This window comes from Limihaloglobus sulfuriphilus (assembly GCF_001999965.1).
Lineage (GTDB): Bacteria > Planctomycetota > Phycisphaerae > Sedimentisphaerales > Sedimentisphaeraceae > Limihaloglobus > Limihaloglobus sulfuriphilus.
In genome coordinates this window covers 3094097-3120459 of sequence record NZ_CP019646.1, presented here as the reverse complement: position 1 = coordinate 3120459, position 26363 = coordinate 3094097, and the positions used below count along the sequence as shown (strand labels likewise).

At 46.7% G+C, this 26363-nt stretch carries 36 protein-coding genes and 1 riboswitch; of the genes, 34 read left to right on the top strand and 2 right to left on the bottom strand.

From position 1 onward, the window contains the following. Positions 1-18 precede the first annotated feature (18 nt). On the bottom strand, positions 19-1206 hold the full coding sequence (locus tag SMSP2_RS12050; protein ID WP_146684296.1) for an MraY family glycosyltransferase: 1188 nt from the start codon (positions 1204-1206) through the stop codon (positions 19-21). A 36-nt stretch (positions 1207-1242) separates the two neighbouring features. Beyond that, positions 1243-2196, bottom strand: coding sequence for an ATP-grasp domain-containing protein (locus SMSP2_RS12045; RefSeq protein ID WP_146684295.1), 954 nt, complete (start codon positions 2194-2196; stop codon positions 1243-1245). Positions 2197-2601: 405 nt separating this feature from the next. Here SMSP2_RS12045 and SMSP2_RS12040 point away from each other — a divergent pair, with 405 nt between their 5' ends. From SMSP2_RS12040 to rpsK, 34 genes are all read left to right on the top strand, one after another. Next, complete coding sequence (locus SMSP2_RS12040) at positions 2602-3213, top strand: hypothetical protein (RefSeq protein WP_146684294.1); 612 nt, start codon at positions 2602-2604, stop codon at positions 3211-3213. Between the two features lie 154 nt (positions 3214-3367). After that, entirely contained in the window at positions 3368-4864 is a 1497-nt protein-coding gene (locus SMSP2_RS12035; RefSeq protein ID WP_186804705.1) for a sulfatase family protein, read from the top strand. Then, positions 4852-7032, top strand: a complete 2181-nt coding sequence (locus tag SMSP2_RS12030) for a sulfatase family protein (protein WP_146684292.1) — start codon at positions 4852-4854, stop codon at positions 7030-7032. The genes SMSP2_RS12035 and SMSP2_RS12030 overlap by 13 nt, the downstream gene beginning before the upstream one ends. Further along, the gene (locus SMSP2_RS12025; RefSeq protein ID WP_146684291.1) at positions 7033-8049 is read left to right on the top strand and encodes a hypothetical protein; all 1017 of its coding nucleotides are present in this window, start codon (positions 7033-7035) and stop codon (positions 8047-8049) included. 135 nt (positions 8050-8184) lie between these two features. After that, the gene (locus SMSP2_RS12020; protein ID WP_146684290.1) at positions 8185-8751 is read left to right on the top strand and encodes a lipid-binding SYLF domain-containing protein; all 567 of its coding nucleotides are present in this window, start codon (positions 8185-8187) and stop codon (positions 8749-8751) included. 249 nt (positions 8752-9000) lie between these two features. Beyond that, positions 9001-9270: riboswitch (cobalamin riboswitch) on the bottom strand. Positions 9271-9847: 577 nt separating this feature from the next. After that, on the top strand, positions 9848-10498 hold the full coding sequence (locus SMSP2_RS12015; RefSeq protein ID WP_146684289.1) for a peroxiredoxin: 651 nt from the start codon (positions 9848-9850) through the stop codon (positions 10496-10498). Between the two features lie 45 nt (positions 10499-10543). Next, on the top strand, positions 10544-11926 hold the full coding sequence (locus SMSP2_RS12010; protein WP_146684288.1) for an MBL fold metallo-hydrolase: 1383 nt from the start codon (positions 10544-10546) through the stop codon (positions 11924-11926). A gap of 933 nt (positions 11927-12859) precedes the next feature. Continuing rightward, positions 12860-13171: a 30S ribosomal protein S10 gene (gene rpsJ, locus SMSP2_RS12005; protein ID WP_146684287.1), complete on the top strand. Its 312-nt coding sequence runs from the start codon at positions 12860-12862 to the stop codon at positions 13169-13171. 53 nt (positions 13172-13224) lie between these two features. Beyond that, positions 13225-13866 (top strand): 50S ribosomal protein L3, encoded by a 642-nt coding sequence (gene rplC / locus SMSP2_RS12000; protein ID WP_146684918.1) that lies wholly within the window; start codon positions 13225-13227, stop codon positions 13864-13866. Positions 13867-13891: 25 nt separating this feature from the next. Further along, positions 13892-14521: a 50S ribosomal protein L4 gene (gene rplD / locus SMSP2_RS11995; RefSeq protein WP_146684286.1), complete on the top strand. Its 630-nt coding sequence runs from the start codon at positions 13892-13894 to the stop codon at positions 14519-14521. 32 nt (positions 14522-14553) lie between these two features. Beyond that, positions 14554-14832, top strand: coding sequence for a 50S ribosomal protein L23 (rplW, locus tag SMSP2_RS11990; protein ID WP_146684285.1), 279 nt, complete (start codon positions 14554-14556; stop codon positions 14830-14832). 18 nt (positions 14833-14850) lie between these two features. Beyond that, on the top strand, positions 14851-15705 hold the full coding sequence (gene rplB, locus SMSP2_RS11985) for a 50S ribosomal protein L2 (protein ID WP_146684284.1): 855 nt from the start codon (positions 14851-14853) through the stop codon (positions 15703-15705). Positions 15706-15727: 22 nt separating this feature from the next. Further along, positions 15728-15991 (top strand): 30S ribosomal protein S19, encoded by a 264-nt coding sequence (gene rpsS / locus SMSP2_RS11980; RefSeq protein WP_146684283.1) that lies wholly within the window; start codon positions 15728-15730, stop codon positions 15989-15991. Between the two features lie 32 nt (positions 15992-16023). Further along, entirely contained in the window at positions 16024-16572 is a 549-nt protein-coding gene (rplV, locus tag SMSP2_RS11975; RefSeq protein ID WP_222566344.1) for a 50S ribosomal protein L22, read from the top strand. Positions 16573-16584: 12 nt separating this feature from the next. Continuing rightward, positions 16585-17334, top strand: coding sequence for a 30S ribosomal protein S3 (gene rpsC / locus SMSP2_RS11970; protein WP_146684282.1), 750 nt, complete (start codon positions 16585-16587; stop codon positions 17332-17334). A gap of 29 nt (positions 17335-17363) precedes the next feature. Next, entirely contained in the window at positions 17364-17786 is a 423-nt protein-coding gene (rplP, locus tag SMSP2_RS11965) for a 50S ribosomal protein L16 (RefSeq protein ID WP_146684281.1), read from the top strand. Then, positions 17750-17995, top strand: coding sequence for a 50S ribosomal protein L29 (gene rpmC / locus SMSP2_RS15305; protein ID WP_146684280.1), 246 nt, complete (start codon positions 17750-17752; stop codon positions 17993-17995). The genes rplP and rpmC overlap by 37 nt, the downstream gene beginning before the upstream one ends. Beyond that, positions 17995-18258, top strand: a complete 264-nt coding sequence (rpsQ, locus tag SMSP2_RS11955; protein ID WP_146684279.1) for a 30S ribosomal protein S17 — start codon at positions 17995-17997, stop codon at positions 18256-18258. The genes rpmC and rpsQ overlap by 1 nt, the downstream gene beginning before the upstream one ends. A 20-nt stretch (positions 18259-18278) precedes the next feature. After that, entirely contained in the window at positions 18279-18668 is a 390-nt protein-coding gene (gene rplN, locus SMSP2_RS11950) for a 50S ribosomal protein L14 (protein WP_146684278.1), read from the top strand. Between the two features lie 58 nt (positions 18669-18726). Then, entirely contained in the window at positions 18727-19065 is a 339-nt protein-coding gene (gene rplX, locus SMSP2_RS11945; protein ID WP_146684277.1) for a 50S ribosomal protein L24, read from the top strand. 17 nt (positions 19066-19082) lie between these two features. Next, the gene (gene rplE / locus SMSP2_RS11940) at positions 19083-19622 is read left to right on the top strand and encodes a 50S ribosomal protein L5 (RefSeq protein WP_146684276.1); all 540 of its coding nucleotides are present in this window, start codon (positions 19083-19085) and stop codon (positions 19620-19622) included. A gap of 19 nt (positions 19623-19641) precedes the next feature. Then, the gene (locus SMSP2_RS11935) at positions 19642-19827 is read left to right on the top strand and encodes a type Z 30S ribosomal protein S14 (RefSeq protein ID WP_146684275.1); all 186 of its coding nucleotides are present in this window, start codon (positions 19642-19644) and stop codon (positions 19825-19827) included. 51 nt (positions 19828-19878) lie between these two features. Beyond that, the gene (rpsH, locus tag SMSP2_RS11930; RefSeq protein WP_146684274.1) at positions 19879-20277 is read left to right on the top strand and encodes a 30S ribosomal protein S8; all 399 of its coding nucleotides are present in this window, start codon (positions 19879-19881) and stop codon (positions 20275-20277) included. Between the two features lies 1 nt (position 20278). Next, positions 20279-20851, top strand: coding sequence for a 50S ribosomal protein L6 (rplF, locus tag SMSP2_RS11925; RefSeq protein ID WP_146684273.1), 573 nt, complete (start codon positions 20279-20281; stop codon positions 20849-20851). A gap of 69 nt (positions 20852-20920) precedes the next feature. Beyond that, positions 20921-21286: a 50S ribosomal protein L18 gene (rplR, locus tag SMSP2_RS11920; protein ID WP_146684272.1), complete on the top strand. Its 366-nt coding sequence runs from the start codon at positions 20921-20923 to the stop codon at positions 21284-21286. A gap of 25 nt (positions 21287-21311) precedes the next feature. Next, on the top strand, positions 21312-21812 hold the full coding sequence (rpsE, locus tag SMSP2_RS11915; RefSeq protein WP_146684271.1) for a 30S ribosomal protein S5: 501 nt from the start codon (positions 21312-21314) through the stop codon (positions 21810-21812). Between the two features lie 15 nt (positions 21813-21827). Further along, complete coding sequence (rplO, locus tag SMSP2_RS11910) at positions 21828-22277, top strand: 50S ribosomal protein L15 (protein WP_146684270.1); 450 nt, start codon at positions 21828-21830, stop codon at positions 22275-22277. A gap of 25 nt (positions 22278-22302) precedes the next feature. Then, positions 22303-23655: a preprotein translocase subunit SecY gene (gene secY / locus SMSP2_RS11905; RefSeq protein ID WP_146684269.1), complete on the top strand. Its 1353-nt coding sequence runs from the start codon at positions 22303-22305 to the stop codon at positions 23653-23655. Next, the gene (locus SMSP2_RS11900; RefSeq protein ID WP_146684268.1) at positions 23652-24299 is read left to right on the top strand and encodes an adenylate kinase; all 648 of its coding nucleotides are present in this window, start codon (positions 23652-23654) and stop codon (positions 24297-24299) included. The genes secY and SMSP2_RS11900 overlap by 4 nt, the downstream gene beginning before the upstream one ends. A 1-nt stretch (position 24300) precedes the next feature. Beyond that, positions 24301-25080 (top strand): type I methionyl aminopeptidase, encoded by a 780-nt coding sequence (map, locus tag SMSP2_RS11895; protein WP_146684267.1) that lies wholly within the window; start codon positions 24301-24303, stop codon positions 25078-25080. A gap of 3 nt (positions 25081-25083) precedes the next feature. Next, positions 25084-25299, top strand: coding sequence for a translation initiation factor IF-1 (gene infA / locus SMSP2_RS11890; RefSeq protein WP_146684266.1), 216 nt, complete (start codon positions 25084-25086; stop codon positions 25297-25299). Between the two features lie 93 nt (positions 25300-25392). After that, on the top strand, positions 25393-25509 hold the full coding sequence (gene rpmJ / locus SMSP2_RS11885) for a 50S ribosomal protein L36 (RefSeq protein WP_146684265.1): 117 nt from the start codon (positions 25393-25395) through the stop codon (positions 25507-25509). Between the two features lie 27 nt (positions 25510-25536). Further along, positions 25537-25920, top strand: coding sequence for a 30S ribosomal protein S13 (gene rpsM / locus SMSP2_RS11880; protein WP_146684264.1), 384 nt, complete (start codon positions 25537-25539; stop codon positions 25918-25920). 36 nt (positions 25921-25956) lie between these two features. Further along, positions 25957-26337, top strand: coding sequence for a 30S ribosomal protein S11 (rpsK, locus tag SMSP2_RS11875; protein WP_146684263.1), 381 nt, complete (start codon positions 25957-25959; stop codon positions 26335-26337). Positions 26338-26363: the final 26 nt, after the last annotated feature.

Sequence of the window (26363 nt, the reverse complement as noted above, 5' to 3'; positions counted from 1 at the left end):
ACGTTCGCGGAGTCGATATTATTTCTTCGCCGCGCCGCGGAGGCCGTCCATCTTAAGAAAGCCCTTTTTCCACACAATAAACCCTGAAACAATAAACACAATTATATAAACGATAATCGCGTAACGCGTACGTATCTGGCTCATAAGCAGCCCGATTACAGCGTAAGTTAATGCTATAGCATAGCTTATCTGGACAGACTTTTTCAGCCCCAGTCCACGGTCCATCAGCTGGTCGTATATGTGCCCGCGGTCAGAGACCATCAGCGGCCTGCCGTTGAGCTTCCGCCGGACAAGTGCTGTTGCCGTATCAAGTATCGGCAGTCCAAACAGCATAACCGATGCGAACCACCAGCGGGGATTGCTCTCGGCGAACATTATCATCAGCGCCGCCACACAGAATCCCAGCAAAAGGCTGCCGGCATCACCCATGAATATCTTCGCGGGATGCCTGTTGAAGGGCAGAAATCCCAGCACTGCTCCGCAAAGCGCCATACAGATTATTATACGGACAGCATCACCGGTGCGGCTGAAGTTCCAGCTGCTCAGGTGTATTGCCAGAATAAGCATTCCAAACGTAATAATCGCCGTTACTCCGCCGCAGAGCCCGTCAAGGCCGTCGAGCAGGTTCAGCGAGTTTGTCGCTCCAAGAACAAAGATTATAACAACTGGAATCCCAAGTATGGTGTTCAGCAGCGGCGGCATCGAAAGTGGGATGCCCGTTACCTTTTCTACAGCTTCGAATGTCCACGACAGGTCGGGGAGAATCCCAACTCCTACGAGTATCAGTGCCGCGGTGAACTGGCCCGCGAGTTTTTGCCAGGGTTTTATGTCAACCAGATCGTCAACAACGCCCACGGTGCAGGTAATAACCGCTCCAACAAGTATGCCGGCGAGCCATTTGAACTGGAGGTTGAAAACATCCTCGCCTATCAGCAGATACATTCCGGTTAGAATCCCGAAAATAACACCCACCAGCATACCGATCCCGCCCAGATAGGCAACGGGCTCTGTATGTGTTTTCACTGTTGCATCAGGTTTGTCGGTAATATTGAGCTTGGTAGCAAGTTTTTTGCATATCCATGTAGCCCAAAGCCCGCCCGCAAGGGATGCTATAAATACCGGCAGAAATGCCAGAACCCAGCCCAAAGGCCTTTCATGGCCGATAAAACCGGCACAGAATGTATTTGCTAAAATGTTAAGATTCATATAAATTTGTTCCTCTAAGCCGTGTTATTGGTTTATTTATAGCCATATTTCGCTGTCATAGCGAAGCATTATAAGACCGTCCTGATAATCGTAGAAATTGATTTTATCGTGGTCTAATTCTCCCCCGAGTGACTGCATTATCCAGCCGGGGAAATCGGCACCGGCGTGAATTGCCAGCGGAACACCGCCGCCGAAGCGGGGGTTAATATCAAATATCATTATATCTCCGTTGTCGGCCAGCAGCTCCTGAACGGTGATCATACCAAACGAACAACCCAGAGATTTAACCGCCTTAACGGCTTCATCTATAAGGTCTTGCCGCTTGACGATTTGTGATTTGCTTACCTCGCCGCCGCGGGTTTCGATTCGTTGTCTCGGCACGCAGCAGCGGACTTCTCCGCCGCGGTCCACAAATACATCGCAGGTGAATTCTTTGCCCTGAACATACTCTTGCACAATGACATCTCTGTGTCTATTTGAGAAAAACTCTATATCTTTTCTGCTGTAAGCTTTATGGATCCCGCGGCTTGCGGAACCGTGAGCGGGTTTAAGGATGCATGGATACTCAAAATCTTTTGAAGCAAGGGCCTCACCGGGCAAACAGGTCATCGGTGTGCCGACGTTGTGCGCGCTGAGGTATTTATACGTGTTTAATTTGTCGTAACATGCCTTGATCACCCGCGGCTCAGATACGAGAACTTCGCAGCCGCAATCCAGTATCCGCTGCTTATGTTCAGCCAGCACCGGCAGCTCTGTGTCGATCGTTGGAATAATCAGACCGATATCCCACTTTTTGATCATATCAAGCAGAGTTTCTATGTAAGTTTCGTCGAGAACAGAATTTACAACCTGATGCTCGTCGCAGGCATACAGCGCAGGACTGAGTTTTTCCGCATCGCAGCCATACACGCCCAGCTCAATGCCCAGGCGCAGCGCAGATTCGCGAAAAAGGTTTATCAGACCAACACGCCTGCCGACGCATGTAAACAAAATGTTAAGTCGTTTATTTATTTTTTCCGCCTTATCAGTAGAACTTCCATAAGTACCTGTTAGGTATTATAATAACAGTTTCCAAGGATACAAACAAAATTGTGAGTAAATAAAATATTACAGGCGATAATGGGTTGGGGCGCGATTGACCTGCTGAATTGTTGTACTTTTGACAATAAACTTCTGTTATATATCCCAGCTGTCGGCTCATATAATAAACAAAATTTTTGATTTTGTGCTTGTAAATGTTAACTGTTTTATATTATAATCTATTTTCACATAGAAAGAAAACTGCTTAGAGGAATTTTACTGTTAGTGTATTTCTTTAGTGTTTATAGAAGACTCTTTGCAAATTTAATTTTGAATTAAAAAAATTGTGTAAATCATTTAAAAAGGAGAATTACTGTGAAAAAGAGAATTTTATTGTTGGTGTTCCTGTCTTATGCTTTATCGCCCTTAATGGCAAATATGGTTAACAATGGAGGCTTTGAAGCTGATTTTACTGCTTGGCGTGGATATGCTGTTGGCGGTTGTACAACGGAGTTTACGATAGTAAATGATGCTTATGAAGGCGATAAGGCGGCATCTATGAATGTCACATATATCGATTATCCCGCCCAGCCCGGACACGATACGGCACTGGATAAACGCACTGATATGATCGTGATTGGAAGTGAAACTGATTTAAACATATCTTTTGCAGCTAAGAAGGTAGATAGTGACCCTGCCAGCAGGCTTAGGGTTGTTACCATCCAATTTGACTCAAATACAGCGCCTCTTATGTCAACCAGAACGCAAGTTGACTATGTTGTAACTTCAGACGAATATCAATTGTTCAGTTTTGACCTTGACAGTTTGCATGATGACGCAGTATCACTTAATATACAGTTTACTGTAGCAGATAACGCAGGTCAAAAATATGAAGGTCAATATTATATTGATGCAGTTAATGTTGTTCCCGAACCTATGACTGCAATTCTATTTGCCGTTGGCGGGCTATTTCTCAAACGGAAATAGCGCAACACTCAAAGTGACATCTGTTCCGCTATAATTAGTTACTTTTATCTAATTGTCTTAATTTAAACTGTTTATGCGCATCAGAGGTAATGTATGTTACCCTTTGATTTTGTTTTTGCGCACTTATTCTAATAATTATCTGGAGCTTTTCTCTATGCTGCGAAGAGATTTCTTGAAATTATCAGCGTTATCCGTCTTGTCAGCCTCTTCGTCTGCATTTTCTGCGCCGGATGCCAAGGCGGTTTCAGGCAGAAAACCTAATTTTATACATATCCTGGCAGATGATATGGGATGGGGCGATATCGCATGTTTTGGACATAGTAAAGTAAAAACACCCTACCTTGACAAGATGGCAAGAGAAGGAATATCGTTCACTAATTTCTATGTCAATGGACCAAGCTGTTCACCGTCAAGAGTTGGCATTGTAACTGGTCAGTTTCCTGCAAGTTACAGGGTCTGGGGGGGGTTAAGCGGTAATCCAGAAGTCAATATCTTAAATGATATGATAGATTACCTGCCTACGGATGCTCCAAATATGATGAAAATCTTCAATGATAATGGTTATAAGATAGGTCATTTTGGAAAATGGCACCTTGGGCATACTCCAGATGCACCGCCTCCAAGTGAATATGGAATCGATCAATATCGCCGCAGGCAAGATTTTGGACACAGCGGAGGGCCGGTTTGGACACCACAAGACTGGCAGCATCTCCGTGAGCGCGTAGATGGCTGGGATGATGATGACTGGCAGCCATATTCGACAGAGTTGATAATTGATGAGGGAGTTAGGTTTATCGAGGAGTTTAAAGATGAACCTTTCTGCCTTAATCTGTGGTTTACAGATCCACACGCTCAGCTAAATCCTACACTTGGGCAGATGGAAGAATATAAAGAATATAACCCTGATGCTCCAGAAGGCGATAATTTTAAAAGCGCAGAAGCTGTGTACTATTCAGTTATTACCAATATGGATAAACAAATTGGTCGAATTTTAAATAAAATCAAACGGCTTGGGCTTGATAATGATACGATAATAACCTTTACAAGTGATAATGGTCCGGAATACATTTGTATTGGTATTGGAGAGGCTGCCCATAGCGGTGTTGGTACGCCGGGACCCTTTAGAGGCCAAAAACACACCTTGTACGATGGCGGCATAAGGACCCCTTTGATTGTTCGCTGGGCAGGGCATACACCTAAGGGAATTGTTGACGATACAACTTTAATGGCTGGTTCAGATTTATTGCCAACAATGTGCGAAATTGCTGAGATTGACTTGCCTCAAGAAATTACAGAAAAATTTGATGGCATCGATGTTTCTCAGGCGTGGTTTGGTACGCCAATAGAAGAGCGAAAGCCTGTAATGTGGGAGATAAGAGGTATGGCTAACGGGGATTATTCTGCTCGTTCGCCCGCCTTGGCAATTCGTTGGAAACAGTGGAAATTACTTGTAAATCAGGATAGCAGCCGTTTAGAGTTATATGATATTCTATCAGATACCCTTGAAGTGAATAACGTTGCTGATAAATATCCTGATATTGCGAGCTCATTATCACAACAATTGCTGGCCTGGTCTAATTCAAATCCGTGGACTAAGGCTCCTTTAGCAAATGTCGGGCAGGGTCCTAAAGAATATCCATGGCCGGAATAGATGAATCAGTAAAGGTAGAAAATCTAGTCATGAAAATAAAGAAAATAAATACGTGTCTTGCTTTTTTAATATTGTTTGTGTCTTCTTCTTTGACAGCAGAAATGCTGACTAATGGCAGTTTTGAAGACGGTTTTACTGATTGGCGAAAATTTGCTGTTGGCGGGGCCCAAGCAACTTTTGAAATAGTCACAGACAGCTATGATGGTGAAAATGCCGCTTCAATGCATGTAACATATATTACAAATCCTCTGGCTCAGGATTTCGCTATTGACAGAAGCCCCAAAGACCCTGGTACCGGAAAGTTGGATTTTACAGGTAAAGATCGTCTTGAAATTACATTTGCTGCAAAGAAAATGCTTGATAACGGCAGTAAAATACAGCTTACTGTCTCTGAGTTTGATGCAGATAAAAATTGGACTGGAACCAACACCAATTATAGTTTTGAAGTGCCTTTTGATGCGAATTACCATCTTTTTACAGTTGAATATAACAGGATTTCAAGCAATTCAGTGTATGTTAATATTGGATTTCGTATCATTGAAAACGGACTCAAATGTACCGGCAAGTATTACCTTGATGCTGTTAGCGTAAAGGAGGTTAGCACCCAACCGGTTGATAGAAGACCAAATATAATACAGATAGTGGCCGATGATATGGGCTGGGGAGATACCGGCTTCTTTGGTCACAACCTCATAAATACGCCTAACATCGACCAGTTGGCGCATAGCGGTATTTCTTTCACTAATTTTTACAGCAGTGCAACTGCTTCATCGCCAGCAAGGGTCGGGCTTATGACGGGGCAATACCCGGCCAAATTCCGCATTCATGAAACATTTTCTGATGAAGCAGCCAATGCCAATTATGGTATGCCGGATTTTCTTACCACCTCAGTACCAACAGTAACATCACTCTTTAAAAGTGCCGGCTACAAAACAGGGCATTTCGGGCAGTGGTATCTTGGACAAACCGATAACGCCCCAGCTCCAACAGCTTATGGTATAGACACATATAGGTGTAAGGGGGGATTTAATCCAATAGGAGGCAAATCAAGCTGGGTGAGGGATGATTGGCAAGCTCTTCGAGAGAATGATCCTAACTGGAATGATGATACTTTTCAGCCGTATTCTTCTGAGCTTATTATTGATGAGGCTATAAACTTTATTGAGCAGAATAAAGATGATTTCTTTTATTTAAATATTTGGCTTTCAGACCCTGGTGCGCCTCTCAACCCTACACTTAGTCAACTTGCTCAGTATGATAATCTTATGCCTGTTGGTTCAACAGGAAAAAACCATAAGGGAGCTATGAAGGTTTACTACTCTGTGGTCTCTAATATGGATGCTCAAATTGGACGGCTTATGAACAGGCTCACGCAACTCGGTATTGACGGATGTACTTTGGTAGCATTTTTGAGTGATAATGGGCCAGAGTATATATGTGCCTATAATAAATCTTCTTATAGCAGTGTTGGCAGTACAGGCCCTTTTAGAGGGCGTAAATCAAGTCTTTATGAAGGCGGTATTCGGACGCCTCTTATTATGCGATGGCCCGGGCATATTCCTGCAGGAAATGTAGATAATACAACAATTTTCTCAGGTTTGGACTGGTTGGCGACAGCCTGCAAAATCGCAGAAATTGATGTGGCAGAAGAGATAGCACAGCAGCTTGATGGCGAGGATGTTTCAGCGGCAGTATTGGGAACACCGATATTAAGTAGAGAGCCTCTTATGTGGGAGATACGGACACCGGTTAAAGGGAAATTTATTGATTATTCCCCGGCAATGGCTATTCGTTTAGGGCAATGGAAATTGCTGATGAATCAGGATGGCAGCAGGGTAGCTCTATATGATATTGTTGAGGATCCGGCAGAAACCAAAAATTTAGCAGAAGAAAATCCTGATATCGTAGAGACTTTAACTGATGCGCTTGAGAGCTGGGCAGATGACAATCCATGGACTACAGCCCCCAAAGAAGGAACTGGGGCCGGAGTTGAGGTCTATCCTTGGCCGAAAAACAGCTATATAAGTGATATTACAGGTGTAGAAGGTCAAAGAGATGGAAAAGTTGATCTTTCCGACCTTCAATTGCTTTTTGAACAATGGGGAGATTGCAATGATCCCATGTTAGAGGATTGCAATAATCCTTTTTTAGAGGTTGAGGGGCAGTAGATGAATAACAGAGTAATATTTTTTGTGTTAATTTCATGCATTACGGTCAGTTATATGTTCGCATATAATCTGACAAATGGCAGCTTTGAGAGTGGCTTTACGGATTGGAGGACCTTTGCCGTTGGTGAAGGTTGCGAGGGTGTATTCACAATTACCGATGATGCCTATGAAGGTTTGCAGGCGGTTTCCATGCAAATACTTGCCTTTGATGCTGCGATACCTGGAGCAGATTTTGGTCTTGACAGGGCTATCGGTAACAGGCTAAATGTTACCGGCAGTAGAATTAAGATTTCGTTTGCTGCAAAAAAAATATCTGACGGCGATACTTATCTGCGTTTTACTATCGCTGAATTTGATTCAGAAAGTCAATGGCTAAGGACTGATTCAACTTCATATTATGATGTCCCTAAAGATGGTGAGTATCATGTATATAACTTAGATTATAATATAATAAAGCCAGAGGCTGCGTATATCAATTTAGCATTCCGTATTGCAGATGACTCAGGGCTTCGTTGTCCTGGACATTACCAGATTGATGCTGTAACCTTGATTGAACCCAACAAGGCAACTAGCCCATTTCCAGCTAATAATTCGCAGCTTACGCTTAATCAGATGGGAGAGTTGTTAAGCTGGACAAATCCCGAACCAGTCAACCCTGATGGTGTGATTAAAGTTGATGTGTGGGGCAGTAATAGTTTTGATATGCAGAATGCAGTGAAACTCGTTGATAAACAGTCCGTTACGTCTGTCCAAATCCCTTTTGATTATGTTTTCCCGAGTGAAAGGTGTTACTGGAGGGTAGATACCTATGATTCAACGGGTTCAGATGATGGGACCGAGCTGTTAACAGTGGGAGATAAATGGAATTTCTATCTTTTATCTTGCTATGATGTGCACGATAAGTTACTTAACTATAGAGCAGATATATCAGGGCCTACGGGTGAGCCAGACTGTATTGTAGATTTCTATGATTTTGCGATGATGTCAACAGAATGGCTTAATGATAATAGTTTATAAAGTACCAGCATCTGTGTAGTGTTATGACACAAGTTATATTGTTGTTGTGACAGGTTTTTTTTGTTTCTCATAAGTATGCTGGTTAGCCGTTTCGGCTGGAAATAATATCCATAATATTTTACACAGGAACCAATAATGAAAAAAGTAATAACAGTTATCTTAATTACAGGTTTTATTCTCGTCTTCGCCGGTTGCGGCTCGCCAAAGGGCACAGTCAGCGAGAGAAAAAGCTCAATCATCTCCATGGAACAGGAAGCTCTTTCTAAATTCTACCAGGAAGACGCGGGTATCAAAGAACGTGTTGAAAAAGCAGAGGGCTACGGCGTGTTCAGCAACATCAACATCAATCTCATCTTCGCAAGTGCCGGCGGCGGTTACGGGGTTGTAACCGATAACGATACACGTGAGAAGACATACATGAAAATGGGTATGGGCGGTTTCGGCCTGGGTCTGGGAGCCAAAGATTTCAGGCTTCTTTTGATTTTCCACGACGACGAGACGCTCAACAGCTTTATTGAAAAGGGCTGGGAGTTCGGCGGCCACGCCGACGCGGCGGCCAAGTCCGGCGATAAAGGCGGCGAAGGCAGCGCCCACGGAGCGGTCGGCAAAGGCATAAGCGCGTACTCACTTACAGAGACCGGACTTGCACTCCAGGCCACTGTAACAGGCACAAAATACTGGAAAGACGGTGAGCTGAATTGATGTTTTGTCAGCGAATCACTGCTGCCCTGGGGTATAAAAGGACAGCAGTAATCCGGCTAACTAAGTAAAGTATGGTAAGGTAAAAAGGTTCATAAAGCGGCTGGTAAAAGGCCGCGTAAATGACAATAAAAAAAGCCGTCATCACGCACTGGATGACGGCTTTTAATCTGCTTGTTTTCCTCCGGCCCCGCAATACAGGGATAGAGGTTAAAAAGATCAATACCAGGCTCCATAGCGCGAGAACCATATACAAGTATTCTGTCTCAGGCAGGTTTTCTGACTTACGCTTCAATATCGGGCACCTTCCCGCTCGCAGCTTGTTGTGTTTAAGTTAATCAAATAAAACAAGTTGCCAACAGTGGTTTCTCGCCCGATTCGCCGGCCTGAACTGGTCAATCGCATTGATTGACGTTTCATTTAGACCGGAAAGCGAATACAGCGGCGCGTCCGCCACGGATTCTAACCGTGTTCCCTCGTGCAAGACCATAACGGCCTTGTCCTGGAGACATGATTCAATTTTAAAAAGAACTGTTAGTATTATGTCAATGGCTTGAAGTTTTGCAAGCCCAAAATTTATATTTAATTTCACATTCCTGCGGCTAAATGTAAAAGGAATTAAAAACCTCTGATATTCTTTGCCCAGTAGAGCCGCATTGCATGCGGCTCTCAACTTTCGATCGCAAATGGATTTAAGAACGTTTATTTAGTTAAAGAGACGTATGCAATACGTCTCTACGCCGGTACAAACAATATTCTCAAAAGCGGTGTCGCGCTTATGTTGCCACTGAGTTCCGAAGAAAATAGTTACGAATTTTTTACATCTTTTCTGCCCGGATAAAGATGCCATCTTTTGTGATTTAAGTTTAGGGTATTGAAAAAATATAAAAACTCTATCAATTAAATAGTTTTTATTCCTATTTGCAAGTTATTTGCAGACATGTAATTATATTAAGAATGGTGATTTTATAAAATTTACCTCTATAATTTTATGTTGACTTAAATGTTATGATTTGTTTAAATTCCAAATACTGATATTATTTATAGGACTAAAGTTTACATATATTTATAATTATTAAAATTCATGAGGAGAATTACAATGGAAGAATGCAAAACAAACATGCCCTTGCTCGGAGATGATTTCCCGCAGTTAGACGTCAAAACAACCCACGGGCCGATGAGTCTTCCCGGGGATAAAAAGGGTAAATGGTTTGTACTTTTCAGCCATCCGGCAGACTTTACACCGGTGTGCACCACGGAATTCGCGGCTTTCCAGGCGAGAATCGACCAGTTCAATGAAATCGGCTGTGACCTTGTAGGCATGTCGGTTGACCAGGTCTTCTCACACATCAAATGGGTGCAGTGGATCAAGGAAGCACTTAACATAGATATCCAGTTCCCGATTGTCGCGGCAAACGACTCAATCGCCATGAAACTTGGAATGCTCCATCCGGGCAAAGGCACCAACACTGTCCGCGCGGTATTTATCGTTGATCCGGAAGGTAAAATCCGCCTGATTATGTACTACCCGCAGGAAGTCGGCCGCAACATGGACGAGATCGTCCGTGCCGTCAAGGCGCTTCAGGTATCTGACAAGCAGGGCGCTGTTCCGGCAGACTGGCCCAACAACGCACTTATCGGCGACCGGATCATCGTGCCGCCGGCAAGCGATATGGACACAGCCGGCAAGCGCTGCAGCGAATACGAAAACTTCGACTGGTGGTTCTGCCACAAGCCTCTTGAAAAATAAAAGTTTTCGCTGATAGAACTCTAACATTAAAACGAGGACAGATTTATGTTATTCGAGCAGTTTAAAGTAAACGGGCTTGGGTGCTACTCTTATCTTATCGGCTGTCCGGGTGCGGGCACCGCGTGCGTGGTTGACCCCGAACGCCACGTAGAGCGTTATATCGATATGGCGGAGAAGGAAAACGTCAGGATTACTGCTATATTCGACACCCACGTTCACGCCGACCATATCACCGGCACCCAGGAGCTTGCCAAACGAACCGGAGCCCCGATATATATTCACCCGGCGGCAGAAGCCGAATACGAGCATACGCCGGTAAAGGAAGGCGATGTGTTCAAGTTCGGAAATGCCAGCCTGGAAGCGATTTATACGCCCGGGCATACACCCAACTCGATATCGCTGGCGGTTACCGACCTTGCCCGGGGCGAGGAGCCATTCGGTATTCTCACCGGCGATGTTCTCTTTGTAGGCGATATCGGCAGGCCGGATCTGGCGGGAGAGGATCTTCTCGAGCAGCAGATCAAAAACCTATACGAGAGCCTTTACAACAAGCTGGGCAGCTACCCGGACTGGACAGAGATTTACCCCTCACACGGCCAGGGCTCACTGTGCGGCAAGGGAATGAGCGCTAAACCTATGACAACATTAGGCTTCGAACGCAGACATAACAAACTTTTGAGTATGTCGTTCGAGGAGTTTCATGATGTCATGGCGGGTGAGTTTGAGCTTCGCCCGTCAAATTTCATGTGTATGGTGGATAAGAACCGCCAGGGGCCGTCGCTGATCAGCGAGAGCCTCGAACCGGTCAAGATGACACTGGACCACGTGGAAGACGCCGTGAATAAAGGTGCTGTCCTTGTGGATATCCGCAAGCAGACATCCTTCGGTGCGGCGTTTGTGTACGGCTCATTGAATATCGGGCTCTCGCCCAATTCGGTCAACTGGCTCGGCGCAATTGTGCCGGCGGATAAAGAGCTGATTACCCTGGCCGAGAACAAGGCAGACGCTCTGGATGCGATCTGGCAGTTCCAGCGCGCCGGATACGATAATATTATAGGTTATGTCGATAACGGCGTAAGTTCCTGGGCTTCCAGGGGCAAGCCGCTGAATTATCTGCCCCAGCTCAGTGTTGAGAGCCTGATTCATGTGCTGGATAAGTACAAAGATCACAAGGTGCTCGACGTCCGCACGGGCCAGGAACGCAAAAACGGCTACGTCGAAGGCTCAGAGCATATGCCGATTAACGAGCTAATCAAAAACGGTCCCGACCAGCTTGGCTACAAGAAAGATACACACGTAACTGTTGTATGCCAATCCGGTTACCGTGCCAATATCGCCGGCAGCTACCTCAAAGGACAGGGATATACCCATATCTTTATCCTGATTGGCGGTTTTGCGGCGTGGCAGAATTACAAAAAGAGTAAATAAGCTCTGAAAAACGATTAAATATACCCGGCGGCGGTTCCGGCATGTTCCAGAACTCTGACCGGGTATTTTTTCGCGCATTTGCTGCAATCCGAGCCGCGAATGTGAATGAGCGGTAACGCCGGCAACCCGTCGCGGGATTGGCAGACGAATAACAGTATGTAGTTTTTACCGTTTAATGTTGCCTGCGTTTATTCAGGTGTTTTTTGCGTGGTACGGTGATTTTGTATAACCGCTCCATAACTGTCGCGGCTCTGACGTTACGCAGGGTTAGATGGTGTGTTTCGTGACAATCCGAGCCGCGAATGTGAATGAGCGGTAATGCCGGCAACCCGTCGCGGGGTCGGCAGGCGAATAACTGTATGTAGTTTTTACCGTTTAATGTTGCCTGCGGTTATTCTGGTGTTTTTGCGTGGTACGGTGATTTTGTATAACCGCTCCATTACTGTCGCGGCTCTGATGTTGCGGGGCTGGTGGCGGTCGGCGGGGAAATTTTTTTTGTTATAATTTTTGCGGGTTATTTAGGGCTTATCCTATTTTTATTGTTATAAAATCTACTATATATGGTGGTATTGCCTGTGTAGGCAGGTCTAATGATTGTAAACAATAATCAGAAAAATAATTTTTTTTCTTCTAATTGCTTGACTTAAATATCAATCACTGTATGATTTGTGACTCTAAACTGGTCGGAGCGAGCGTTGCACAGCGACGCGTTTCGAGTGGGACCACGAGCAAAAACGTTGTAAATGTTTGCAGTATATCATTATACCGCAATGCTCGTAATCCTGTCGAATCGTCCCCAAAGGTTTTGTGAGGCAGTTTTTCTGTTATAACTTTTTTTGGAGTTTGCCTTAGCAGAGTACAGAAAAGACTTAATAAAACTGCCTTGTTAATAGCAATGTTAGTTTAGTAATAGCTATAAAAACAGGAACAAATATGGCTGAAGCTGAAAAAATCAGAATAAGAATGGAAGCTTACGACCACAAGTCGCTGGACTCATCAGCGAAAGAAATTGTGGAGCAGGCCCGCCGGACAAATGCACGTGTGAGCGGCCCGGTTCCGCTTCCGACCCGAATCGAGCGCTACACAGTTCTGCGTAGTCCTCACGTCAACAAGAAGTCCCGTGAGCAGTTTGAGCTCAGGACGCACAAGAGACTCATCGATATCTTCGAGGCTAACGCCCGCACTGTCGAGGCTCTTAACAAACTCGTTGTACCGGCCGGCGTATTCGTAAAGATCAAGGCCTGATAACTTTTGATAACCCTGCTTTGAAGCTTTAAGTGAATAAGAAGGACATAAAAATGGCAATGCTGCTTGGAAAAAAAATTGGAATGACACAGGTATATGACGAAGGTCGTATCAAGCCGGTAACGGTGATACAGGCCGGCCCTTGTGTTGTTACTCAGATAAAGACAGAAGATACAGATGGTTACAGTGCTGTTCAGCTTGGGTATGACGATATTAAATCATCCCGCCAGAAAAAGCCGGCTATCGGCCATGCTGAAAAAGCAAGTACCAATCCTAAACGTTTTGTGCGCGAGATGCGCGTAAATTCAGACAGTGACATCAATGTTGAACTCGGCGACGAGATCGGCGTTGATGTTTTTTCTGATATAAGTTCAGTTGATGTTGTCGGCACGAGCAAGGGCCGCGGTTTTGCCGGTGTAATGAAACGGCACGGATTCGGCGGTTTTCCCGCTACACACGGTACCGAACGTAAGCACCGTGCCCCGGGTTCTATCGCCAGTCATGCCAGTGATGCCGGTCACGGCGGTAACGTCAAAAAAGGTAAACGCATGGGCGGGCACATGGGTAACACACGTGTTACCACCAAAAACCACGAGGTGATCTCAGTTGATAACGAAAAGAATCTTATCGTTGTCAAGGGTGCCGTGGCAGGCCCGTCAGGCGGATATGTAATCGTCAAGGCGAGCAAGAAGTAAATATATTTAGCACGGATTTTGCAAAATGATAGACGTAGCAGTATATAATAAAGAAGGTAAAGAGATCGAGAAGATCCAGGTCGATGAGTCGCTCTTCGGCGGCGAGGTACGCCACGCTCTTCTCAAGCAGGCTCTTGTAATGTATCATGCGAACAAGCGTGTCGGCACCGCCGCTACTAAAAGCCGCGGCATGGTCGCCGGTTCTACCCGCAAGCTGTTCCGGCAGAAGGGTACCGGTAACGCACGTGTCGGTGCAAGCCGCACCCACAAGCGTGTCGGCGGCGGTGTGGCGTTTGCCAAGCGTGCCCGCGATTTCGGCAAGGACATGAACAGGAAGATGAGGCGTCTGGCTCTTGATTCGGCACTTCTGGCAAAAATGAGCAGCCAGAGTGTAGTAGTTGTCGATGAGCTCTCTTTTGACGCTCCAAAGACAAAAGAGATGGCTTCTATCCTGAAGAATCTCGACGTGAACCGCGGCTGTCTGCTGACAGTCAAGGAAAACGACAAAAACGTTTATCTCTCAGCGAGAAATATATATAAGGTTGACGTGTCAGTTGTTTCAGACCTGAATGCCGGCGATGTTCTTAACAAGCAGAAACTGGTCATTACCAAAGAGGCCTTTGAGAAACTGCTTGCCGCCAGGCAGTCAGCATAACACTAAGGTAAACACGAAAGTAAGGTACTAAAGTGGATAACAGCAATATAATAGTAAGGCCGGTAATAACCGAACAGAGTATGCATTTTGCCAATACACGCAATGCTTATGCTTTTAAGGTAAACACCAAGGCTAATAAGATACAGATCAAGAACGCGGTTGAAAAACTTTATGATGTAAAGGTTATCGACGTTCGAACCATGAACTACAAAGGCAAACCCCGCCGCCGCGGACGTAACTTCGGCAGGACGGATATGTGGAAAAAAGCAGTTGTCGTTCTCAGTGAGAATCATCGTATAGATCTATACTAATTTGCAGGCGAATTTAAGATGGCTATTAAGATATACAAACCAACGAGTCCGGGTCGGAGAAACAGCTCAGTAATTGATTACAGGTCGATTCTGACAACCGATACACCCGAAAAGACACTTTGTAAACGTATCAAAAAGACCGGCGGCAGAAACCACCACGGTAAAACAACGGTGCGTTTTCGCGGCGGCGGAGCGAGAAAGATCTATCGCGTAATAGACTTCAGGCGTGACAAGGATGACAGTTCCGCGACAGTCAAGACGATAGAATACGATCCAAACCGCAACTGCTTTATCTCTCTTGTAGAGTACGGCGACGGTGAGAAGCGTTATATCCTTGCCCCTGAGGGACTTGGAATAGGCTCAAAGATAGTCAGCGGCAGCAAGGTAGAGCCTGTTGTTGGCAACGCAATGCCTTTGGCCTCAATCCCTCTCGGAGTAGAGGTTCACAATATAGAAATGAATCCCGGCCAGGGGGGCAAGTTGGCCCGCTCAGCCGGAGGTTGTGCCCGTTTGCTTGCCCGTGAGGGCGGCTGGGCGACACTAATCATGCCCAGCGGCGAAATGCGTATGATACGCGTTGAGTGCCGTGCCACGATAGGCCAGCTCGGCAATTCTGATTATCAGAATGTCAGCATCGGCAAGGCCGGCCGCAAACGCCACATGGGCCGTCGTCCGCACGTACGCGGCAAGGCGATGAACCCCGTAGCCCACCCGATGGGCGGTGGTGAGGGCCGCAGTAACGGCGGACGTCACCCCTGTTCTCCAACCGGTGTGCCGGCTAAGGGCGGAAAGACACGTAGTAAACGCAAGGCGAGCAGCAGGCGAATAATACGGCGTCGTAAGAATAATCGTGGTCAACAGTTAGTATTGTAATTCAACCGACAGGACTTTATACATGGGAAGATCGCTTAAAAAAGGCCCATTTGTAGATGAGAAACTACTAAAAAAGGTAGCTAACCAGCTTGATAGCGGATCAAAGAATCCGATAAAGACATGGTCAAGGCGAAGCACCATAATTCCGGAGTTTGTGGGATTTACGTTCCTGGTTCACAACGGAAGGATGTTTCATAAGGTATTCGTAACCGAGGATATGGTAGGCCATAAACTCGGCGAATTCTCGGTGACCAGAACCTTCAAAGGCCACTCCGGCAGTAAGTAATTGCAGAAGATAAAACTTCAGGATTATAAAACATGTTAAACGGAATAAAACTAAAAGAATATGCCCGTACCAACGGTGTAAGCTCGCAAGAGCTTGCGGAGATGGTGCGTATCGGCGGCCGAACTGAAAAACAGGCTTTGGCAGCGGTTAAAAACTGGCAGAACTGCCTTTATAAACCGATGCCAACCAGCGAGGATATCGAGGCTCTGGCCCGGGGACTTCATGTTTCTGTAAACGCTATAAGCCAATGGAGCTCGCGTCATAAGTACGCACCAACCTCGCCGACAAAGGCCAGGCTGGTAGCCAGGCTGATTGCCGGACGCACCGCTCAGGATGCACTTGATACACTCAAGTTCACCCCAAAGCGTTCCGCGGAAATGGTTCGCAAGGTGCTTGAAACAGCGATTTCCAACGCCGACGAGCAGGAAGCCGATGTAGAGAGGCTTTATGTCTCCGAGGCACGTATTGACGGCGCCGGAAGACGTATCGGAACGAAAGGCTGGATTGCCAAGGACAGAGGCCGCGCTCATCCTATACGCAAACAGGCAAGCCATATTATTGTAACAGTTGCAGAGAATTAAGGAATTTAGCTGATGGGTCAAAAGACTTCTCCAATAGGCTTTAGAACTGGAATAACACTCGACTGGCAGAGTACCTGGTATGCCCCGAAGGCAAACTATGGTGAATTCCTGGTAGAGGATAAAAAAGTTCGCGATTTTGTAGATAAAAAGTTCAACCAGCAGCCGCCTTACGCAGCGGTATCCAAGATTGAGATAGCGCGTACACGTAACGAGGTCAAGGTTATCCTTCATACCGGCCGGCCCGGTATGGTTATCGGCCCCAAGGGGGCTGAGGTTGACGTACTGCGTGAGCAGCTCGAAGAGCTCATCGACCGCAAGGTAAACGTCAACGTTGTCGAAATTGCCGATCCCAATCTCGACGCCAAACTCGTGGCAGACGGGATTGCCCAGCAGTTCCAGCGCCGTGCACCTTTCCGCCGCGTTATGAAAATGCAGTGTGAAAATATTATGAACTCCGGAGCCCTCGGATGCAAAATCATGTGCTCAGGGCGGCTCGGCGGTGCTGAGATGGCACGCCGCGAAACTCAGAAGCTCGGCAGCATTCCGCTCCAGACTCTTGATGCCAATGTTGATTACGCATCAAGCACCAGCTTCACTACTTACGGAGCGATAGGTGTTAAGGTTTGGATCTATAAGGGCAAATTCGGCGAGGAAATCCAGCCCCAGGCACGTCCCCAGCGAGGCGGCCGCAAGGGCGGACCGCGGCGTCAGCGTAAAGGCGGCGGCCGTGATTTCCAAGGCGGAAATAAGAGTAATAATTAATTTGATTACTTTATAAAAGAGGTAATACCATGGCTTTAATGCCTAAAAGAGTTAAATATCGTAAACATCAAAGAGGTAAAATGAAGGGCAATGCCAGCCGCTGCAATTATGTAGCGTTTGGAGATTTCGGCCTTCAAAGCCTGGGAACGTCCTGGATAACAGCCCGCCAGATAGAGGCCGGCCGTGTCGCGGCAACGCACTTCCTCCGCAGGGAAGGCAAGGTATATATCCGTATATTCCCTCATAAGTCTTATACTTCTACCCCCCTTGAAACCCGTATGGGTAAGGGTAAGGGTGAGATCGAAGGCTGGGTTGCCTGTGTAAAACCGGGTACCGTGATGTTTGAGATCGGCGGCGTTCCAGAGGATATAGCACGCGGTGCTATGGCACGTGTAGCGGCGAAACTGCCGATTAGATGCAGGTTCACTACAAGAAGACACTCTATAGCATAGGGATATCGATAAATATGAAACCTTCTGAAATACGAGAAATGAAACAAGAAGACATGCAGGTAAAACTGCAGGAAATGCAAAAAAAGCTGTTTGAGCTTCGGTGCCAGAATGTAACCGAGAAAAACGAAAACAGCCATGCAATAAAAAACTGTCGCAAAGATATTGCCAGAATGAAAACCGTTCTTAATGAAAAAAGGTCTGGTAACTAATGGAAAATAGCAAAGTTATGAAAACAAGGCGCGGCAAAGTAGTCAGCCGCAGCGGCGATAAGAGTATCCGTGTTATGATCGAATACAAGGTCAAACACCCTCTTTACGGAAAATATATCAACAGACGCACAAAACTGGGCGTTCATGATCCTAAAAACGTTGCCAAAGTCGGCGACCTTGTTGAGATCACCGAATGCCGTCCTATCAGCAAGACAATCAGCTGGCGTCTGATTCAGGTACTTGAAGAAGCAGTCATTAAGTAAAAATAATAGAGGATATAGACGTGATACAGCAGGAAACCATGTTAAAGATCGCTGATAACAGCGGTGTTAAAACGGCACAGTGCATCAAGGTGATCGGCCACAGCGGTTCTCGCACAGGTAAGGATACGCGTCCTACCGCGGGTGTGGGTGACATCGTTACTGTAGCGATCAAAAAGAACCTTCCCAACTGTCAGCTTGACACCAAGAAGGTATATAAATGCGTTATCGTCCGGACAAAAGCCCCCGTCAAACGTCCTGACGGCAGTTATGTACGCTTCGACAGCAATGCGGCAGTGATGATAGACGCCGAGAACAATCCTATCGGCACCCGTATTTTCGGTGCTGTGGCAAGAGAGCTTCGTGAGAAGAACTTTATGAAGATTATCTCTCTTGCAAGTGAAGTTGTATAACAATAAAGAATTGCGAATTAGGAATTAAGAATTCTAACTCCATATAATCGAGAAAATCATGGCAAGACATATAAGAAAAAATGATACTGTGCAGGTTATTACCGGCGACGACAAGGGTAAAACCGGCAAGGTTATCGAAGTCCTTGATGACGGCCGCAGGTGCGTAGTAGCTGGTGTTAATATAGTCACCAAGCATGTACGCCCCTCGCAGCGTTATCCGCAGGGCGGCCAGATTCATGTTGAACAGCCCCTGCATGTAAGCAACGTTCTTCCGGTTAATCCCAAGACCGGCAAGGGCACTCGTGTGAAAATAAAGTTTACCGACAACGGTGAGAAGCAGCGTGTAGCAAGCGACGGAACTGTGATCGGTACATTAAAGAAAGCTGTTAAGAAATAAAGCTCTAAGGTGTTCTAATGGCTCGTTTAAGAGATGTATATAAAAGTAATATAGTTCCTGCCCTGCAGGAGAAGTTTGACTACAAAAGCCCAATGGCGATACCGCGTGTCGAAAAGATCGTAGTATCTATGGGTGTAGGCAAGGCAATTCAGGACAAAAAGTTCCTCGAAACAGCTACAGAAGATATAACGCTGATAACCGGCCAGAAGCCGCTGGTCTGCAAGGCCAAAGTCAGCGTCTCTAACTTCAAACTGCGTGAGGATGAGCCGATCGGTCTCAAGGTTACACTTCGCGGCGAGCGGATGTACGAGTTTCTCGACCGTCTTATTAACCTTGCGATACCGCGTGTAAAAGACTTTCGCGGGCTCTCTACCAAGAGCTTTGACGGTCGCGGCAACTATGCAATAGGTTTCAGTGAACAGTCTATATTCCCTGAGATTGACTCTGCCAGGATAACCGCACCGCAGGGTATGAATATTTGTGTTGTTACAACGGCAAATACGAACGAGGAATCGCTTGAGATGCTTCGCTTGTTCGGAATGCCATTTAAAAACTAAGACAGGACGGAGCTGATTAATGTCAACAACGGCACTGGAAAATAAGGCGAGAAAAACTCCCAAATTCAAAGTACGCGGCTATACCAGATGTGAGCTTTGCGGGCGGTCCCGAGCGGTGTACCGCAAGTTCAGAGTTTGCCGAATTTGTTTCAGGACAATGGCGAACGAAGGTAAAATACCGGGTGTCAAGAAGGCAAGCTGGTAAGCCTGTCCTTGCTGAAAGAATAGCAAAAGTAAGATACTATCGGAGCTTTTAATGAGTTTAAATGATCCAATCGCAGATATGCTGACAAGAATACGCAACGCCTCGAGCACGCGCAAAAGCCAGGTAATGGTTAAGAGCTCGAAAGTATGCAAGGGTGTTGCCACTGTTCTTAAGGAAGAGGGTTATATCGTAGATTTCGATATAATCGATGACGGCAAACAGGGCCTGATACGCGTTATGCTGAAATACACCCCCGACGGCGGGCAGGCAATTACAGATATATCGCGCGTCAGCACACCTGGAAAACGTGTTTACAGCAATGTCGAGGATATGCCAAAGGTCTTAGGCGGTCTTGGCATCAACATAGTTACCACTAACCGTGGTGTAATGAGCGACAGACAATGCCGTGAACAGAACATAGGCGGCGAAATTCTTTGTTCGGTGAGCTGATATGAGTCGAATAGGTAAAAAACCAATAGAAATCCCCGCAGGGGTAAAAGTAGAAACAAGCGGCGGCAAGCTCAAGGTCTCTGGACCCAAAGGCAGCCTTGAGATGAAGTTAGATTCTTCGGTTGATCTCGCTGTGGAAGATAATCAGATAACGGTTGACAACCCAAAACCCCAGGATCGTCATTGCTGTGCTATGCACGGTACGATTAGGGCACTTGTCAGCAACATGATCGTCGGCGTCAGCAGCGGCTTTTCCCGCAAGATGCAGATGTTCGGGACAGGTTACAACCTCAAAGAACAGGGCGGCAAGCTGGTGTTCAATGCGGGTTACTGCCACAACGTTGAGATCGCTATCCCCAAGAGTGTAAGTGTTGAGATAAAGACACCCGCGACAAGGGGTAATGATGTGCCGGCAGAGTTTACCGTCAGCGGCTATGACAAACGCGAGCTGGGCCAGTTCTGCTCGGAAGTTCGTGCGATACGCCCGCCCGAGCCGTATAAAGGCAAAGGCATCCGATATGCTGATGAATTTGTAAGGCGCAAGGTCGGCAAGGCATTCGGGGCCGGTGGTTGATAGACGTTAAGTTAAGTTTCAAGCTTAGATAACGCCGGAGTAACCCGGCAAGTTTAAACGGATAAAAATATGAAAGTTCACAATCTAAGAAAAACACGTTTCAGGCGAAAAATGCGAGTCCGCAACAAGACTGTCGGCACGGCCGACACTCCGCGTCTCTCGGTGTTTCGCTCAAACAGGCATATGTATGCTCAGATTATTGATGACAGCTCAGGTGTTACCCTGGCCTCTGTCAATACTAATCAGAAGTCTGTTGCAGGCGGTCTTAAAAGTCTGAGCAATGTCGAAGCTGCCGCCAGAGTCGGCGAAGAGCTGGGCAAGCAGGCTCTTAAGGTAGGCATACAGAAAGTAAAATTTGATCGTAACAGGTTTAAATATCATGGCCGCGTAAAGGCACTGGCTGACAGTGCACGTAAAGCGGGCCTGATTTTCTAAAGAACCCTCTTTTTGGAGAATTCAATTGGTTCAAGACACAACCAAATATACACAGGCTGATTCGCCTTTTGAGGATTCAGTAGTCAAGATCTACCGTTGTGCGAAGGTTGTCAAAGGCGGCCGTCGTTTCAGCTTCGCGGCTCTTGTAGTTGTCGGTGACCGCAATGGCAATGTGGGAATCGGCTACGGCAAGGCAAACGAAGTCCCTAACGCGGTAGAGAAGGGACTCAAGGATGCTCGTAAGAATGTAATTCAAGTGGCTTTGAACGATGGTACTATACCGCATCAGGTTATTGGCCGATGCCGGGCTACGCGGGTGATTCTGATCCCTGCCAGCCAGGGTACCGGAGTTATTGCCGGCCTCAGCGCCCGTGCGGTGCTTGAGCTGGCAGGTGTTCACAACGTTCTTTCCAAAATTCATGGCAGCACATCGCCCAAGAACGTGGTAAAAGCTACCCTGGACGGACTCAGACAGCTTAAGAGTAAAGAACAAGTAGAAAATCTTCGCGGTGTTGACCTAAATTAAAGGTGGTGATTCACTATGTTAAGTCACGAAATAACAGCAATAGCAGGAAAATATAAAGCCCGTAAGCGGATTGGCCGCGGACAGGGCAGCGGACACGGTAAGACTGCCGGCCGCGGACATAAAGGACAAAAATCTCGTGCCGGCTACTCACGCAAGCACGTTTACGAAGGCGGTCAGATGCCGCTCTTCAGGAAGCTGCCCAAGGTCGGTTTCAGCAACTTTAATTTTGCCCATAAATACGAGATCATTAATGTTAATCAGCTCGAAAAGTTCTTTGAGGACGGAGCGGAGATTAACGTAGAACAGATGGTTAAACTTGGTCTGATTGACAGCACCAAGAGCAAGGTAAAAGTACTCGGCAACGGCGAGCTGACAAAGAAACTTAATGTCAGCGCTCACAAGTTCAGCAAATCCGCAGAGCAGAAGATTTCTCAATGCGGCGGTACCGCTGTACTTATAGCCTGATTACTGAGAAAAAAAGGGACTCCTTATGTTTCAAGCGTTAGTAAATACTTTTAAGGTTCCGGAGCTCAGGAACAAAATACTCTTTACGGTGTTTCTGCTTTGCATATACCGTATTGGTTTTCATATTCCTGTTGCCGGTGTCGATCAGGGCAAGCTCCAGGCAATGAGCCAGAATACGGACTCCTCGAGCCCGTTCCAGAGAATGGCCGACACAATGTCAATGTTCACAGGCGGTACTCTCAACCAGAGCTCGCTGTTTGGACTTGGTATTATGCCTTACATCTCGGCTTCGATTATTTTGATGCTGCTTGGAGAGGTTTGGCCGTATCTTAAGAACCTCAAGCAGGAAGGTATGGCCGGGCATAAGAAAATACAGGAGTTCACCAGATACCTTACGGTGCCTCTGTGTCTGTTTCAGGCATTTGTCATAATGAATTTTACCGCCAAAAGCGAGGCGATATATCCCGAAATGCGGATGCAGGCCTTTGTTTTCGGTATTGTCGGTATGACCGTTGGTACACTGTTTTTGATGTGGCTCGGCGAGCAGATCGATGAGTATGGTATCGGAAACGGTATCAGTCTTTTGATTATGGCAGGTATCCTTTCACGTATGCCGTGGGCTGTAACCCAGGTCATCAACAGGGCGACCTTTCAGTTCGGCGCTCAGTCCGATGAGTACGGCCCGCTGAAAATCGGTTTCCTTTTGTTTGGATTCATTTTCGTAATCGCCGGCACGATCCTGATTACCCAGGGCCAGCGGCGTATTCCGATCCAGCAGGCCAAGATGATGCGAGGCCGCAGAATGTACGGCGGAATGAGGCATTATGTACCTCTGCGTGTAAACCAGGGCGGCGTTATGCCGATTATCTTTGCCTCAAGTTTCATGCTGTTCCCGACGTTTATTTTCAGCTGGATGGGCAGAATACAGTCTATTGAAGGTTTCGCGGCCTTTTTAAATGACGCGTTCCGGCCCAACCGTTTTACATATAATTTTATATTTATCGTGTGTATCTTCCTGTTCGCGTTCTTCTGGACGGCGATACAGTTCCAGCCCAAGGACATGGCGAAACGTCTTCGTGACGCGGGAAGTTTTATCCCCGGTATGCGTCCGGGCAACCGCACGGCTGACTATCTCGAAAACGTTATGGTCAGGATTACCTTCTACGGCGCTGCCTTCTTGGCGGTTATCGCGGTTGTTCCCCAGGCTATAAGTGCCTTTATCGGAATCGAGCCCAATGTGGCTTCATTCCTGGGCGGTACGGGACTTCTGATTGTGGTAAGTGTTTCTCTTGACCTTGTTCAAAGGATCGAGTCGCAGCTTATCATGAGAAATTATCAAGGTTTCAGCGCAAAAGGAAGGATCAAGGGCTCCCGGTGAATTTAGTTCTTACAGGTCCTCCCGGTGCCGGAAAGGGTACCCAGTGCAGGAGGCTTGTTGAAAAATACGGCCTTACGCACCTCTCCAGCGGAGACATCCTGAGAGTGGAAATGAATGCCGGAACAGAGCTTGGAGAGCTTGCTAAAAAGTATATAGACCAGGGACAGTTAGTCCCGGATGAAATAGTTATTAAAATGATGGTTGGCGCGATTGTAAAAAGCGGGTATAATTATCTGCTTGACGGTTTTCCCAGAACGTCGAACCAGGCCTTGCAGCTTGATAAGTCCCTCGAGGGGGATTTGAGTGTCGAGGCGGTTATAGTTCTGGAAGTCGCCGACGAAAGAGTCATAGACCGGCTAAGCAGAAGACGAATATGTCCGGTTTGCAGCAGGGTTTATGATGACTTGTCGCTGAGGCCCATAAGAGACGGTCACTGTGACAGTGACGGAGCTCTGCTTGTGCAGCGCAGCGATGATAAGCCGGATGTTATAAAAAAACGCCTCGAAACCTATCACGAGCGTACGGCTCCTGTGATAGAGTATTATGAAAAGACAGGCGTCAAAATGGCTAAGATAGACGGCAGTCTCAATGTTGACCAGGTCGCATCGGGAGTGTCTGCTTTTGTAGAAAGTTTGAGTATTTGAAATGGCGATTGTTATCCGCAGCAGCAGAGAAATTGCCAAAGTCAAAGAAAGCGGCATGATTGTCGGCGAAGTTCTTTCAAAAATGAAAAATACTGCCCGCCTGGGCATGAGTACAGCAGAGCTAAATGAAATAGCCGAGCAGGTACTCAAAGACACCGGGTCTGTAGGCCTGTTCAAAGGCGTTGACGGCGGGCCGGGTGTAAGACCGTTTCCCGCGGTTACCTGTATTTCAATAAATGAGCAGGTTGTCCACGGGATACCATCTCCTAAGCGGCTTTTAGCTGAAGGCGATATTGTCAGCGTAGATTTCGGCGTTAAAAGAGGCGGCTATTGCGGAGACGCTGCCACGACCTTCGGTATCGGCCGGGTCAGCAGTGATAAACAGCACCTGATGGATGTTACCAGAAAGGTTCTCGATATTGCCGTTGAAATGATACGCCCGGGCATCAGATGGAGCAGGATTGCCGCTAAGATGCAGCAGGCCGCAGAAAGTGCAGGCTGCTCGGTTGTGCGAGACCTTGTCGGCCACGGCATCGGAACAGAGCTTCACGCCGACCCGCAGGTGCCAAACTATGCCGGCTGGGGCTCGAATATGAGCGATTTTACCCTTAAACAGGGTATGATTATCGCTGTCGAGCCGATGATAACTCTGGGCGGTTATAAAATACGAACATTGAATGACGGTTGGACTGTCGTTACTGCAGACGGCAGCCCGGCAGCTCATTATGAGCATACTATCGCTGTAGTAAAAGACGGATGCGAAGTTTTAACTTTGAATTAAACCATGGCAAAATCAGAAGCTATAAAAATTGAAGGCAAGGTGCTTGAAGCACTGCCAAATGCGGTATTCCGCGTGGAACTTGAAAACGGGCATAAGATAATTGCCCATGTTTCGGGTAAGATGCGTATGCATTTTATCAGGATTCTGCCCGGTGATACTGTTACTGTTGAGATGAGTCCTTATGACCTTACAAAAGGCAGGATCGTTCTCAGGAGTTAGGGTTTTTAATTAAGAATTAAGAATTAGGAATTTCAGATTCTGGATTAAGGATTCTAACTTATATAAAGGCTTATATATAAAAGGTATATAATCATGAAAGTAAGAAGCTCAGTAAAACGAATATGTGAAAACTGCAAGGTCATACGCCGCAAGGGTGTGGTCCGTGTAATTTGTTCAGCAGACCCTCGCCACAAGCAGAGGCAGGGATAATAATTTAACATTTAAGCAGGAGTTGCTATGCCTCGTATAATAGGTATTGACATACCAAATAATAAGCAGGTATATTTCGCTTTGACCTATATTCAGGGTATTGGTAAGCATTTTTCGGCCCAGATACTCGAAAAAGCAGAAGTAGAACCTACAATCAAAGCCGGTGACCTCACAGAGGACCAGGTAAGCCGCATTGCGCAGATCATCACCAACGATTATGTTGTTGACGGTCAGTACAGGCGTCAGGTATCCCAGAGCATCAACCGTCTCAAGGAAATCTCATGCTACAGGGGTCTTCGCCACCGCCGCGGAATGCCCGTCAGGGGCCAGAATACCCAGAGTAATGCCCGTACACGTAAGGGACGTAAGAAAACCGTTGCCGGCAAGAAGAGCGTTAAGGCATTGCGTTAACGAGATAAGTAAGTTTTTTACAGGAATAAACCTATAATGGCTAAAAGTGTAAGACGCAGAGTAAAAAAGAACATCCCAAAGGCGATCGTTCATATCAAGGCAAGTTTTAATAATACGCTTGTCGTGTTCACTGACCCCGAAGGCGGGGCTATTTCCCAGGACTCCGGCGGTTCTGTCGGCTTCAAGGGCTCTCGTAAGAGTACCCCCTTCGCCGCACAGCGTGCCGCCGAACAGGCCTCATACAAGGCCAAACGCCACGGCGTAAACGAAGTGGAAGTCCGCCTCAACGGTCCGGGTTCCGGGCGTGAATCGGCTATTACTGCCATTCAGTCCGCCGGCATCAGGATCGCCTCGATTGAGGATGTTACGGCACTGCCGCATAATGGATGTCGTCCGAGTAAACGCCGCCGCGTATAAGCCGGGCAGCGTAAAACGGATGTTTG

Excerpts from the sequence above, each read along its gene's own strand:
- rpsK (WP_146684263.1), top strand. The coding sequence starts at position 25,957 with ATGGCTAAAAGTGTAAGACGCAGAGTAAAAAAGAACATCCCAAAGGCG.
- rplV (WP_222566344.1), top strand. The coding sequence starts at position 16,024 with ATGTTAAACGGAATAAAACTAAAAGAATATGCCCGTACCAACGGTGTA.
- rplO (WP_146684270.1), top strand. The coding sequence starts at position 21,828 with ATGTTAAGTCACGAAATAACAGCAATAGCAGGAAAATATAAAGCCCGT.
- SMSP2_RS12015 (WP_146684289.1), top strand. The coding sequence starts at position 9,848 with ATGGAAGAATGCAAAACAAACATGCCCTTGCTCGGAGATGATTTCCCG.
- map (WP_146684267.1), top strand. The coding sequence starts at position 24,301 with ATGGCGATTGTTATCCGCAGCAGCAGAGAAATTGCCAAAGTCAAAGAA.
- rplR (WP_146684272.1), top strand. The coding sequence starts at position 20,921 with ATGAAAGTTCACAATCTAAGAAAAACACGTTTCAGGCGAAAAATGCGA.
- rplC (WP_146684918.1), top strand. The coding sequence starts at position 13,225 with ATGGCAATGCTGCTTGGAAAAAAAATTGGAATGACACAGGTATATGAC.
- SMSP2_RS12035 (WP_186804705.1), top strand. The coding sequence starts at position 3,368 with ATGCTGCGAAGAGATTTCTTGAAATTATCAGCGTTATCCGTCTTGTCA.
- rpsJ (WP_146684287.1), top strand. The coding sequence starts at position 12,860 with ATGGCTGAAGCTGAAAAAATCAGAATAAGAATGGAAGCTTACGACCAC.
- rpmC (WP_146684280.1), top strand. The coding sequence starts at position 17,750 with ATGCAGGTTCACTACAAGAAGACACTCTATAGCATAGGGATATCGATA.
- rplD (WP_146684286.1), top strand. The coding sequence starts at position 13,892 with ATGATAGACGTAGCAGTATATAATAAAGAAGGTAAAGAGATCGAGAAG.
- rpsQ (WP_146684279.1), top strand. The coding sequence starts at position 17,995 with ATGGAAAATAGCAAAGTTATGAAAACAAGGCGCGGCAAAGTAGTCAGC.
- SMSP2_RS11935 (WP_146684275.1), top strand. The coding sequence starts at position 19,642 with ATGTCAACAACGGCACTGGAAAATAAGGCGAGAAAAACTCCCAAATTC.
- rplF (WP_146684273.1), top strand. The coding sequence starts at position 20,279 with ATGAGTCGAATAGGTAAAAAACCAATAGAAATCCCCGCAGGGGTAAAA.
- rplX (WP_146684277.1), top strand. The coding sequence starts at position 18,727 with ATGGCAAGACATATAAGAAAAAATGATACTGTGCAGGTTATTACCGGC.
- rplB (WP_146684284.1), top strand. The coding sequence starts at position 14,851 with ATGGCTATTAAGATATACAAACCAACGAGTCCGGGTCGGAGAAACAGC.
- rpsM (WP_146684264.1), top strand. The coding sequence starts at position 25,537 with ATGCCTCGTATAATAGGTATTGACATACCAAATAATAAGCAGGTATAT.
- secY (WP_146684269.1), top strand. The coding sequence starts at position 22,303 with ATGTTTCAAGCGTTAGTAAATACTTTTAAGGTTCCGGAGCTCAGGAAC.
- SMSP2_RS12025 (WP_146684291.1), top strand. The coding sequence starts at position 7,033 with ATGAATAACAGAGTAATATTTTTTGTGTTAATTTCATGCATTACGGTC.
- rpsH (WP_146684274.1), top strand. The coding sequence starts at position 19,879 with ATGAGTTTAAATGATCCAATCGCAGATATGCTGACAAGAATACGCAAC.
- rplP (WP_146684281.1), top strand. The coding sequence starts at position 17,364 with ATGGCTTTAATGCCTAAAAGAGTTAAATATCGTAAACATCAAAGAGGT.
- SMSP2_RS12010 (WP_146684288.1), top strand. The coding sequence starts at position 10,544 with ATGTTATTCGAGCAGTTTAAAGTAAACGGGCTTGGGTGCTACTCTTAT.
- rpmJ (WP_146684265.1), top strand. The coding sequence starts at position 25,393 with ATGAAAGTAAGAAGCTCAGTAAAACGAATATGTGAAAACTGCAAGGTC.
- infA (WP_146684266.1), top strand. The coding sequence starts at position 25,084 with ATGGCAAAATCAGAAGCTATAAAAATTGAAGGCAAGGTGCTTGAAGCA.
- rpsC (WP_146684282.1), top strand. The coding sequence starts at position 16,585 with ATGGGTCAAAAGACTTCTCCAATAGGCTTTAGAACTGGAATAACACTC.
- SMSP2_RS12050 (WP_146684296.1), bottom strand. The coding sequence starts at position 1,206 with ATGAATCTTAACATTTTAGCAAATACATTCTGTGCCGGTTTTATCGGC.
- SMSP2_RS12020 (WP_146684290.1), top strand. The coding sequence starts at position 8,185 with ATGAAAAAAGTAATAACAGTTATCTTAATTACAGGTTTTATTCTCGTC.
- rplE (WP_146684276.1), top strand. The coding sequence starts at position 19,083 with ATGGCTCGTTTAAGAGATGTATATAAAAGTAATATAGTTCCTGCCCTG.
- SMSP2_RS12030 (WP_146684292.1), top strand. The coding sequence starts at position 4,852 with ATGGCCGGAATAGATGAATCAGTAAAGGTAGAAAATCTAGTCATGAAA.
- rpsS (WP_146684283.1), top strand. The coding sequence starts at position 15,728 with ATGGGAAGATCGCTTAAAAAAGGCCCATTTGTAGATGAGAAACTACTA.